This is a genomic window from Salinimicrobium terrae DSM 17865 (genome assembly GCF_000424665.1).
GTDB lineage: Bacteria > Bacteroidota > Bacteroidia > Flavobacteriales > Flavobacteriaceae > Salinimicrobium > Salinimicrobium terrae.
On the sequence record NZ_AUKI01000011.1, the window covers coordinates 502,149 to 513,643 of the forward strand.

Below are 11,495 nucleotides of genomic sequence, written 5' to 3' on the forward strand. Positions count from 1 at the left end.
ATCCTAATTCGTCCTATTCCTCTACTGAAAACCTAAAACTTGTTTTACTCGAATAAGTTTCTCCGGCTTCCAATACTACCGAAGGAAAACTTTCCTGGTTTGGAGAATCGGGATAATGTTGTGTTTCAAAACAGAAACCACTTCTTTTTTCATAAGTCCCCTCTCCATACTGCAATGGTAATGTTCCATCGAGAAAATTACCCGTATAAAATTGCATTCCGGGTTCAGTGGTGAATACTTCCATTTTTCTGCCAGACTCCGGGTGCCATGCTACAGCCGCAAACGTCATTTTATTGTCCTGTCCATTTAAAACCCAGGTGTGGTCGTAACCATCTGCGATTTCCAACTGCTCATGAGCAGCATCTATTCGGCTTCCTATAGTTTTCGGATCAGTAAAATCAAAGGGAGTATCGTTAACCGACATGAATTTTCCCGTAGGAATCAGGTTCTCGTTTACCGGAACGATCTCGTCTGCATTTATTCGAATCACATGATCCAGGATAGTCTCAGAAAAATCGCCCGACAAATTAAAGTAAGCATGTTGGGTAAGATTAACGATAGTCTTTCTGTCTGTAGTTGCCTCATACACCACATCTAATGAATTATCTTCATTTAATGTATAAGTTACAAAGGTTTCAAGCCTGCCGGGGTAACCTTCTTCCATGTGTTCACTAATGTATGATAAGACAAGTGTATTTGGCTTTGCACTTTCTTTGACGCTCCAGACTACCTTATCAAATCCTTTTTCCCCGCCATGCAGATGATTTTCACCATTGTTCCTGGCTAGTGTATATTCTTCCCCGTCCAGGGAAAATTTTCCCTGTGCAATTCGATTTCCGTAACGTCCTATCAATGCTCCAAAAAAAGGATTTTCTTCCAGGTATAGCTCCAGGTCATCAAAACCTAATACTACATCTTCAAAATTTCCGGCTTTATCGGGCACTTTGAGGGAAGTAATTCGGCCACCATAGGTGATGATCTTCACTTCCATACCATGCTCATTCTTTAGGATAAATTGTTCCACCTGTTCCCCTTCCGGAGTGGTTCCAAATACTGTTTTTTCCATTACTCCTTGTTCTTCCTGAGTCGGCGATTTCTGTTCTACGGAATTTTCCTGATTATTTTTACACTGTGCAAATACAAAGACGAGACATATAACCCCAATTTTTACAGTAAATCTGGATATTGCTCTCATGGATTTGTTTTATTTCTAAAAGCTGAACTAAAAATAAAATCCCACTCCCGTATTAATAAACTGTATCATTTCCCAGATAACTGAACCAGTCAAATACAGCCTTGTTTTCTGAAGCTTCTCCATGAGAGGTAGTATACATTCCGATATTATTTCCTACAAAACCACCTGCTTCTTTTGTACTTAAATATTTCCCACTGAGGTCACCTCCAAGGTTGTTCCATCCGGAATCTGTCTTAAAGTAAAATCTATAGTTATCTTCATTAAATTCCACTTTAAATTCTATTGCTTCACCTGAAGAAGAAAGCTTCTGACTTGCCAAGAGCTCTTTTCCGTCCTCGGTACCTTTGAAAAGCTGCACAACCGGAGAATTATCTTCAAAGGATTTTGCTATAAAGTAGTAGTGAGATTCATTCTGGAAAGCTATCAGTCCGGCTTTTTCATTTGAGTTTTCTGTTTCAAATTCCATGGAAACAGCGGCCTCTCCAGTCAAATGTTGTTGCCTGTGTGCAATAAAGCTGGGATTGGAAGTCCCTGAGACAGTTTCGGGCCGGGTGTCCATTATGAGGTAACCCTTCCGCTCATTTAAGTCATACCACTTTTCCTTTGGATTCCGCAAGAATAACCAGTGAAGATCAAGTTCACTATCATCAAAATCTTTTTTAAATTGAAAATTACCATTTAAAGGAAAAAGAGACTCATTAATGCTTACTCCCTCAGGAAGTGGATATTCATATTTGATCTCCTCACCGTCCAGATCAAAAATCGGCCAGTCATTCTCCCATTTTACAGGAGTCATAAAAGTTTCTCTTCCGGTGTTATAGTAATCACCTTCATAAGGTCTCACGGCTAGAAAAACGCCATACCAGTCCCCGTTTGGATGCTGTACAATATCTGCATGTCCTGCCGAGGTAATAGGATTTTCCCGATTTGGATCCAGGTGCCTTTGTGTTAGAATAGGATTGTCTTCAAAAGGAATGAATTCATCGTCAATATCCCGGTTTCTGTAGATCATTTCTGAATGATTCACAGCTGTTCCTCCTTCTGCAGTCATTAGGTAATAATATCCATTGAGCTTGTAGATACGTGGACCTTCGGCCCAAACCGGTTCAGTAGAAATATCTACTCCTCCATTTACCAGGATACGATCCTCTCCGATTGTTCTGAGATTTTCTTTGTCAAATTCCATCATCCTGATGGTGCGATGGCCATCGTACAAGGGCTCATTGTTCGGTGGATCACTGTTATAAACGATATAAGATTTTTCCTCATCAAAAAACAATCCTGGATCAATTCCAATAACTTCCGGCAACCAAACGGGATCACTCCAGGGACCCGCAGGATCTTTGGCTGTAACTACAAAATTTCCTTTGCCGTCTACAACGGTACAGGTCACATAAAAGATACCTTCATCGTAACTGATATCGGGTGCAAAAATAGCCCGGGAAACCCCAAAACCTTCAAGATCTATTTGATCGGGCCGGTCGATAACATTGCCTATCTGTTCCCAGTTTACCAGATCTGTACTATGAAAAATCGGTATGCCGGGATAAAACGCAAAGGTGGAATGTACCATATAGAAATTGCCATTACCATCACTGGTTATCGCAGGGTCTGGGTACCATCCGGCAAGAATTGGGTTTTGAAATGTATTCTGAGCATCGGCAGGAAATAAAGTTCCAACGACAACAAGTACTACAAAAAAGCACTTTTTAAATTTTAGAAAAAAGTTCATGTTGAGTAATTTATTTTTAAAGTTTTTTCAGTGTAAAAAGTATGCCATAGAGTGAAAAACACGGACTCAAACAAGGAATCCTTAATTTTAACTGAAATATTGTTGGAGAAACCATCAAGACCTGATGGCACAAACCTTCCAAAATGTCCTTCTCAAGCGTGCTTCTCCTGTCCCTTCTCTACATTTTTTTTATCAACATTAAAAAATCTTTAGGTTTATTTTCTACCGATAACCTTTTGTGAAGCTTTTACAATAGCTTCAGCATTGAGGCCATATTTATCCATTAGCTGCTCGGGAGTTCCGCTTTCACCAAAAGTATCTTGTGTTGCAACAAATTCCTGGGGAGCAGGGTGATTATTTACCAGGACCCGGGCGACACTTTCACCAAGTCCCCCGAGGTAATTATGCTCCTCGGCGGTAACAACACACCTTGTTTTCTTCACAGATTTGAGAATTGCTTCGTCATCCAGAGGTTTAATTGTGTGAATATTTATTACATCACAAGAGATGCCTTTTTCTTCCAGTTGCTCTGCAGCTTTGATCGCTTCCCAAACCAGGTGACCTGTTGCAATTATGGTCACATCATTACCTTCCAGCAAATGAACAGCCTTTCCAATTTCAAATTTTCCATCTTCAGGTGTGAAATTAGCAACTTTAGGCCTACCAAAACGTAAATAAACCGGACCCTCATATTCTGCAATTGCAAGGGTGGCAGCTTTTGTCTGATTATAATCACAAGTATTAATAACCGTCATCCCGGGCAGCATCTTCATTAATCCTATATCCTCAAGGATCTGGTGAGTTGCTCCGTCTTCACCAAGAGTTACACCCGAGTGAGAGGCACAAATTTTCACGTTCTTGTCAGAGTAAGCAACACTTTGTCTTATCTGATCATACACCCTTCCGGTTGCGAAATTTGCAAAGGTTCCCGCAAAAGGAATCTTTCCACCAATTGTTAAACCGGCAGCCATTCCAATCATGTTGGCTTCAGCAATCCCTACCTGGAAAAAACGTTCCGGGTTTTCATCAATAAAATCCTGCATTTTTAAAGAACCTACTAAATCTGCACAAAGAGCAACTACATTAGGATTGGTCCTTCCCAGTTCTGTAAGACCGGCTCCAAAACCAGAGCGCGTATCTTTTTTACCTGTATCTGTATATTTCTTCATTTGTTTTTTACTTTTTAAATTTTAATAGTCCCCCAGCGTTTCAGGATTTTGAGAAAGTGCTTTTTCAAGTTGTTCATCATTGGGAGCTTTCCCGTGCCAGGCGTGGGTGTGCATCATAAAGTCCACTCCGTGACCCATCTCTGTATGCATCAGAATACATACAGGTTTTCCTTTTCCTGTCCGGCTCTTTGCCTCATTTAATCCGTCGATCACCTGCTTAAGATCGTTTCCATTCTCGATCTCCATCACATCCCAGCCAAAAGCTTCAAATTTTGCCTTCAGGTTCCCCATTGGAAGTACATTATCTGTACTACCGTCGATTTGCTGTCCATTAAGATCTACAGTGGAAATTAAGTTATCCACCTTATTCCCGGCAGCGTACATAATAGCTTCCCAGTTTTGACCTTCCTGCAACTCTCCATCTCCATGCAATGTATAGACAAGATGAGAATCCTTATTAAGTTTTTTAGCCTGCGCAGCTCCAATAGCTACAGACATTCCCTGCCCCAGGGATCCCGAGGCAACTCTTACGCCCGGTAAACCTTCATGAGTAGTAGGATGCCCCTGTAACCTTGAATCTATAAGTCTAAAGGTATTCAACTCTTCTACAGGAAAATACCCGCTACGGGCAAGAACACTATAAAATACCGGTGAAATATGTCCATTGGAAAGAAAGAATAGATCCTCTCCTTTCCCGTCCATGTTAAAGTCAGGATTATGCTCCATCACTTCCTGATAGAGAGCGGTAAAAAATTCTGTGCAACCCAAAGATCCTCCGGGATGACCAGAATCTACCTTATGTACTTGTCTCAATATATCCCTTCGCACCTGTGTAGTGAAGGCTTCAAGTTTCTTAATATTCATATTCGTTTATTTTAAGATTTAGCGTCCTCTAAGAATTTTGCCAATCCGCTATCGGTCAGAGGATGTTTTAAGAGACCGTCAATGGAAGAAAGCGGACCTGTCATCACATCTGCTCCGAGTTTTGCACAATTAACCACGTGCATCGTGTGTCTTATGGATGCGGCCAGAATCTGCGTATCGAAATCATAATTATCATAAATAAGCCGGATTTCCGAAATCAATTGAAGTCCGTCTGTAGAAATATCATCAAGCCTTCCCAGAAATGGAGAAACATAGGTTGCCCCTGCTTTGGCTGCTAATAAAGCCTGACCTGCAGAAAAAACAAGTGTACAGTTGGTACGTATCCCCTGGTCTGAGAAATATTTTATTGCCTTAATCCCTTCCCGTATCATTGGCACTTTTACCACGATTTGAGGATGAAGCTCTGCCAGCTCCTCGCCTTCTTTTATAATCTCATCAAAGGTTGTTGCAATAACTTCTGCAGAAACATCTCCCTCTACTATCTCGCAAATTTTTAAATAATGCTTCAGGATATTGTCCTTGCCTTTAATTCCTTCCTTCGCCATGAGAGATGGGTTAGTTGTCACTCCATCCAGCACTCCTAATTCCTGTGCCTCTTTAATGTCATCGAGGTTAGCTGTATCAATAAAAAACTTCATATAATTATTTAATTTATATTTAAACTTCTAATAGTCAAATTTACTATAAGACAATAATAACAAATTTTCATGACAATTAAAAGCATATTTGCAGCTATTTTCACGCCTGATTACAAAAATAAATCAATTTCTAGAAGCAGAAAAGAAATCTCAAATTTCGAATAGATTATTAAGGTTCAATGAATTGAAGAGGAGGAACTGATTTTATTTTTTAATTCAAATGTAGATATACCCTTAAGCTCTAACAACAAGGAATTATATTAATAAAAAGTCGGGTAATGCATTTCGAAAAATATTAAAAAATAATATTAGGATTTGAAAGAATCGGTAAAACAGGATCTGCAGGAAAGCCGTAAATTAGGGTTTCTAAAATGGAATAAATGCGCCAAATAATTTTTATTCTCGCTCTGCTTTTTCTGAGCAGCTGCAAATCTGAACAAGCTTCTGAAAAAACCGTTCAAAATCAATATTTTGATGCTGAAAATGATAGTTTTATTTACTCTGGCCGCACCTTAAATTCATCTGAAGGTGAAAAATTGATAGCCTCTGCAGCTTCAGTAAAAGCAGACGTCTATGGAGATACAGTTACTGTCTTTCTCAAAAGTGATAATCTACAGCATCATTATGTGGCGGTAGAATTGAATAATGAATATCAGGGGCGGTTTAGAATTACCAAGGACACCTTGAAATTTGCCCTTCCTAACAGAGATTCAGTCAATACCCTGGCCATTTACAAAGAAACTGAGGCCTCCAACGGAGCTATTATATTCAATGGCCTCAGGGCTCAAAATATGGAAAAGCCCGCTGAAGAAAAGCGGGCTAAAATTGAGTTTATAGGAGATTCCATAACATGTGGTATGGGTGCAGATCCCAGTGAAATTAATTGTGAGGAAGGAGAATGGTACGATCAGCACAATGTTTACATGGCTTATGGCCCACGGGTGGCACGAATACTGGATGTAGATTTTGAAGTGAATTGTGTTTCGGGTATGGGGATTTACCGCAACTGGAATGATGAAGATCAACCGGTAATGCCCGAAGTTTATCCTTATCTCCACCTCAATGGAAACCAGGGCAAAAGAGCTAAAATTAAAAAAGAGGATGCCCCCGATATTGTAAGTATAGCCCTTGGCACGAATGATTTCTCTCTTGGGGACGGACAAAAAACCCGACTCCCTTTTAAATCTGAAAAATTTAAGGAAAATTATAAAACCTTTATCGAGTCTTTATTTGAAATATATCCTGAAACACAGATGGCCCTTCTCTCCAGCCCTATGACCGGAACAGAAGAGGGAAAAGAATTAATTCAAATTCTAAAGGAGATCAAAGAAGAACTGGCAGATCATCCCATTGAAATTTTTGAATTTCAAAAAATGAATGCCGGGGGATGTACCGGTCATCCCAATGTTGACGATCACGAGGTCCTTGCCGAAGAACTAGTGCCTTTTTACCGGAACCTTCTAAATAAAAAATAGATTATGGAACCATATACCGCGGCCGAAGACCGGTACGAGCAAATTCAATATCGCCGTTGTGGAAAAAGCGGAATTAAGCTTCCACTTCTTTCTTTGGGACTATGGCACAACTTTGGGAATACTACCAGTTTTGAGAATTCCCGGCAGCTTCTACGAACAGCTTTTGACAATGGAATTACCCATTTCGATCTTGCCAACAATTACGGACCACCCTATGGGTCGGCCGAAATCAACTTTGGAAAAATTTTTAAAGAAGATTTCCTTTCTTATCGCGATGAGCTGCTAATTTCTACTAAGGCAGGTTGGGATATGTGGCCCGGGCCATACGGTAATTTCGGCTCCAGGAAATATCTTATTGCCAGCCTGGACCAATCCCTGCAAAGAATGGGACTGGATTATGTAGACATTTTTTACCACCATAGACCCGATCCCGCCACCCCATTAGAAGAGACCATGGGTGCCCTGGATCAAATCGTGCGACAAGGAAAAGCACTATACGTTGGTGTTTCTCAGTATTCTGCAGGGCAAACTGCAAAAGCTGCAGAAATTCTCCGCAACCTGGGCACTCCCTTCATAATTCACCAGCCCCGTTATAATATGTTTGACCGGTGGGTTGAAGACGGACTTCTTAACACTCTTGAACAAGAAGGTTTAGGCAGCATAGTTTTCTCTCCTTTGGAGCAGGGAATTCTTACTTCGAAATACCTTGACGGAATCCCCAAAGATTCCCGCGCAGCAATTGAAGGTGGATATCTGGATCAAAATAAGATAACTCCCCAGGTCCTGAAGCAGGTTAAAGATTTAAATCACATGGCCGAGAATCGTAATCAAACCCTTGCACAAATGGCTATTGCATGGCTGTTAAAAGATCATAGAGTTACCTCGGTGCTGGTGGGAGTGAGTAAAGTTTCACAGCTAAAAGACAATATTGAAGGACTTCAAAACCTCCAGTTCAGTAAAGATGAAATTACCCGAATAGAATCTATTTTAAAGAAGGAATAAAATGAGAAAAATTACTTCCTTAATTCTCCTAACGCTCATGTCCACTGTCGAAGCTTTTTCCAATGTAAGCCTGCCTTCAATATTTTCAGATAATATGGTCTTACAGCGAAATGATGAAGTAAAAATTTGGGGATGGGCGAAACCCGGAGAAGTAGTAAGAATATCCACTACCTGGGCTGCCGACACCTTACAAACTAAAGTTGGAAACAATGGAACCTGGGAAATTCTTCTTTCTACGCCCGACGTTAGGGAGCCACAGGAAATCACCATCAGCGGGTATAATACTGTGGTGCTCAAAAACGTGCTTTTGGGAGAGGTTTGGCTGGTAAGCGGCCAATCAAATATGGAATGGACTGCCGCTGCAGGGATTGATAATGCTGAAGAAGCTATTGCCGGTGCAGAAAATGACCAAATAAGGTTTTTTACTGTACTAAATAGAACAGCATCATGCCCACAACAGGATCTCGATGGAGAATGGAGAGCCAGTACTCCCGAAACGATGAAGCATTTTAGCGCAGTTGCCTATTTCTTCGGAAAAAAACTTAACGAAGAGCTTGGTGTGCCCGTAGGCCTTATAAATTCCAGTTGGGGCGGTACTCCTGCTGAAGTATGGATGCCGGCGGAAATTATAGAGAAAAATGAGGAGCTTTCCCGCGCAGCTAAAATGTTACCTGAAGTTGAATATGGACCGAGAGATCCGGGTATGTTGTATAACGCCATGATCTCTCCACTAACTCCTTTTAAGCTCGCGGGTATACTTTGGTATCAGGGAGAATCGAATACAGAAAATGCAGATCATTATGAACAGATCTTCTCAGCTCTCATAAATTCCTGGCGCCAAAAATGGAATTATGAATTTCCTTTCTATTACGCCCAGATAGCTCCTTATGATTACGGCGACAACTTCTCGGGTGTGAAAGTGAGAGATGCACAGCGTAGGGTGCTTAAAATGCCAAAAACGGGCATGGTTATGACCAGTGACATTGGTGATTTAGACGATATCCACCCGCGCAATAAAAAAGGTGTGGGTCTTCGCTTTGCCAATCTCGCCTTACATGAAATTTATGAAAAAGAAACAGCTGCTTATTTTCCCCTTTTTGAGAGGGTAGAAAAAAAGGGGAGCAAACTCCAGATTTATTTTTCTCATGCCGACGAACTAGAACTGAATTCACAAGATAAAAAGTCTCAATTTGAGGTGGCAGGGACAGATGGAAGATTTGAGCCCGTGAAGATGAAATTAAAAAACAATTTTATTGAACTGGATGTAAAAAATATTCAGGATCCAAAAGCAGTGAGATATTCCTGGGGAAATACCAGTGTCTCAAATATTTTTAATGATGCAGGACTTCCGGCCTCAAGTTTTACTGAAGAAATTAAATAAAGAATAAAATTCCGGAAAGCCTTATCTTTTCCACTTAATTGTAAATTAATGAAAATACCCTCCAGCCTGTTTTTTGTCACAATTCTATTCAGCGTTACCGGAAGGGCGCAGGAAAACAACTTAATATCAGAAGGCGCTGAATTGCAGCTAGTTTCTGACGGATTTGAATTTACCGAAGGCCCTGCTTCCGATGCTGAGGGGAATGTTTATTTCACAGATCAACCCAACAATCGCATACATAAGTGGTCTGTTGACAAAAATGAAGTTTCTGTTTTTATGGAAGAAGCAGGTCGGGCAAACGGACTTTACTTTGACGCTGAAGGTAATCTCTACGCCGCTGCCGATAAACATTCTGAGATCTGGAAGATTAACAATAAAAAGGAAGTCACCGTTCTGCTTGAAGGATTCCGGGGAAAAAGACTTAACGGACCAAATGACCTTTGGGTCGCTCCCGACGGCGGAATCTTTTTTACAGATCCCTTTTACAAAAGGGATTACTGGACTCACAGCGAACAACCTATAAAAGAGCAACGGGTGTATTACCTCACGCCAAATCGTAAAGGATTTTTTATCGCTGCCGATGGTTTAGTAAAACCCAATGGGATCATTGGAACTCCCGATGGCCAAACCTTATTTGTAGCCGATATTGAAGACAATAAGACCTGGAAATACAGCATAGGTAAAGATGGAAAACTGGAAGAGAAAACGCTTTTTACTGAAATGGGATCGGACGGGATGACCTTAGACGAGCAGGGAAACCTTTACCTCACCGGAGATGGAGTAACGGTCTTTAACAAAGAGGGAGAGAAAATTCTTCATATTCCAATCGATAAGTACTGGACTGCCAATGTCACTTTTGGTGGGAAGGATAAAAAAACCTTATTTATCACGGCCATGGATTCCCTTTTCAGTCTAAGGCTGAATGTTTGCGGGGTGTAATTTTACCTTAAATGATTTTACAAGAAGACCTTTCAAAATGGCATTTTTGAAAGGTCTTTTAGGTTAATCTTTCTGATTTAGGCTACATAAACCTCAAGAAGTTCTGCCCCTTTAGAAGCTATTTTTACTTCCGTAATCTCTGCGGCAAAAAGAAGCGTCTCGCCTTGAACTATTCTTTCTGAATTACCATCAACACAGATCTCAGCCTCCCCGCTTACACACATATAAATCACGAAGGAATCCAAACCTGAATAATCCTGGATTATATTCCCCTTTACAGGAAGAAAATTGGTGGTAAAGTATTCACAGGCGGCAATACTAGAAGACTTATTCTCTACCCGGGAATATTTCAACTTGAAATCCTCCTTTTTCTCAAAATCTATCGCGTCCAGAGCAAGATCTGTATGAAGTTCCCGGGACTTCCCCTGATCGTCCACCCTATCCCAATCGTAAATTCGATAGGTAATATCTGAAGTTTGCTGGATTTCAGCTAAGAGAACTCCGGCGCCAATGGCGTGAACTTTGCCGGTGTTGATAAAGAAGGAATCTCCTTTTTCCACTTTTTCAAAGTTCAGTAAATCGGTGATCTTTCCACAATTGAGGTGCTCAAGATAATCCTCTTTGGAAATGCTCTTTTTGAAACCTACGTTGATCTCTGCCCCTTCATCTGCCTGCATGATGTACCACATTTCGGTCTTTCCAAAGGAATTGTGCCGCTTTTTGGCAATGTTGTCATGTGGATGCAACTGAACAGAAAGTTCGGTTTTGGCATCTATAAACTTGATCAAAAGGGGAAATTCGGCACCAAACTTTTTGTAGTTCTTCTCCCCTAACAGTCGCTCTTTATACTCCTCTAAAAGGGCATTTAAAGTCTGCCCTTTTAAAGAACCATTTCCGACAACAGATATATCACCCTTAACACCCGAAATTTCCCAGCTTTCGCCGGTATTTTCGGAAGTTGAAGCCTTATTTAGAATTTGTTTCAATTTATTTCCACCCCAGATCTTTTCCTTAAGAATGGGTTCAAATCGGATTGGGTAATTCAGCATTTAATATTCTTTAAAACAACAAAGATAGTT

General features: G+C 40.7%; 10 protein-coding genes. 4 read left to right on the top strand and 6 right to left on the bottom strand.

Features of this window, described 5'->3' with window-relative positions:
• Positions 1-13 precede the first annotated feature (13 nt).
• The 5 genes from H148_RS0104870 to fsa form a co-directional block, all read right to left on the bottom strand.
• Complete coding sequence (locus H148_RS0104870) at positions 14-1,195, bottom strand: aldose epimerase family protein (protein WP_029033803.1); 1,182 nt, start codon at positions 1,193-1,195, stop codon at positions 14-16.
• Between the two features lie 52 nt (positions 1,196-1,247).
• A complete protein-coding gene (locus H148_RS0104875; protein WP_029033804.1) occupies positions 1,248-2,927 on the bottom strand; it encodes a glycoside hydrolase family 43 protein in 1,680 nt (559 codons plus the stop codon).
• Positions 2,928-3,142: 215 nt separating this feature from the next.
• Entirely contained in the window at positions 3,143-4,096 is a 954-nt protein-coding gene (locus tag H148_RS0104880; RefSeq protein ID WP_029033805.1) for a transketolase family protein, read from the bottom strand.
• Positions 4,097-4,117: 21 nt separating this feature from the next.
• The gene (locus tag H148_RS0104885; protein WP_029033806.1) at positions 4,118-4,960 is read right to left on the bottom strand and encodes a transketolase; all 843 of its coding nucleotides are present in this window, start codon (positions 4,958-4,960) and stop codon (positions 4,118-4,120) included.
• Between the two features lie 11 nt (positions 4,961-4,971).
• A complete protein-coding gene (fsa, locus tag H148_RS0104890; protein ID WP_029033807.1) occupies positions 4,972-5,619 on the bottom strand; it encodes a fructose-6-phosphate aldolase in 648 nt (215 codons plus the stop codon).
• Positions 5,620-5,999: 380 nt separating this feature from the next.
• Here fsa and H148_RS0104895 point away from each other — a divergent pair, with 380 nt between their 5' ends.
• From H148_RS0104895 to H148_RS0104910, 4 genes are read left to right on the top strand one after another with little or no spacing between them, the layout of a single operon-like run.
• Entirely contained in the window at positions 6,000-7,094 is a 1,095-nt protein-coding gene (locus H148_RS0104895; RefSeq protein WP_029033808.1) for an SGNH/GDSL hydrolase family protein, read from the top strand.
• 3 nt (positions 7,095-7,097) lie between these two features.
• The gene (gene mgrA / locus H148_RS0104900; protein ID WP_029033809.1) at positions 7,098-8,096 is read left to right on the top strand and encodes an L-glyceraldehyde 3-phosphate reductase; all 999 of its coding nucleotides are present in this window, start codon (positions 7,098-7,100) and stop codon (positions 8,094-8,096) included.
• A gap of 1 nt (position 8,097) precedes the next feature.
• Positions 8,098-9,477: a sialate O-acetylesterase gene (locus tag H148_RS0104905; RefSeq protein ID WP_029033810.1), complete on the top strand. Its 1,380-nt coding sequence runs from the start codon at positions 8,098-8,100 to the stop codon at positions 9,475-9,477.
• Positions 9,478-9,525: 48 nt separating this feature from the next.
• Positions 9,526-10,416, top strand: coding sequence for an SMP-30/gluconolactonase/LRE family protein (locus H148_RS0104910; RefSeq protein WP_029033811.1), 891 nt, complete (start codon positions 9,526-9,528; stop codon positions 10,414-10,416).
• Between the two features lie 77 nt (positions 10,417-10,493).
• On the opposite strand, the gene H148_RS0104915 is transcribed toward H148_RS0104910, so the two are convergent.
• Complete coding sequence (locus tag H148_RS0104915) at positions 10,494-11,465, bottom strand: type I phosphomannose isomerase catalytic subunit (RefSeq protein ID WP_029033812.1); 972 nt, start codon at positions 11,463-11,465, stop codon at positions 10,494-10,496.
• Positions 11,466-11,495: the final 30 nt, after the last annotated feature.

Bases quoted from the DNA above. Each gene is read 5' to 3' on its own strand.
- H148_RS0104885 (WP_029033806.1), bottom strand. From the start codon at position 4,960: ATGAATATTAAGAAACTTGAAGCCTTCACTACACAGGTGCGAAGGGAT.
- H148_RS0104895 (WP_029033808.1), top strand. From the start codon at position 6,000: ATGCGCCAAATAATTTTTATTCTCGCTCTGCTTTTTCTGAGCAGCTGC.
- H148_RS0104880 (WP_029033805.1), bottom strand. From the start codon at position 4,096: ATGAAGAAATATACAGATACAGGTAAAAAAGATACGCGCTCTGGTTTT.
- H148_RS0104870 (WP_029033803.1), bottom strand. From the start codon at position 1,195: ATGAGAGCAATATCCAGATTTACTGTAAAAATTGGGGTTATATGTCTC.
- H148_RS0104915 (WP_029033812.1), bottom strand. From the start codon at position 11,465: ATGCTGAATTACCCAATCCGATTTGAACCCATTCTTAAGGAAAAGATC.
- H148_RS0104875 (WP_029033804.1), bottom strand. From the start codon at position 2,927: ATGAACTTTTTTCTAAAATTTAAAAAGTGCTTTTTTGTAGTACTTGTT.
- mgrA (WP_029033809.1), top strand. From the start codon at position 7,098: ATGGAACCATATACCGCGGCCGAAGACCGGTACGAGCAAATTCAATAT.
- H148_RS0104905 (WP_029033810.1), top strand. From the start codon at position 8,098: ATGAGAAAAATTACTTCCTTAATTCTCCTAACGCTCATGTCCACTGTC.
- H148_RS0104910 (WP_029033811.1), top strand. From the start codon at position 9,526: ATGAAAATACCCTCCAGCCTGTTTTTTGTCACAATTCTATTCAGCGTT.
- fsa (WP_029033807.1), bottom strand. From the start codon at position 5,619: ATGAAGTTTTTTATTGATACAGCTAACCTCGATGACATTAAAGAGGCA.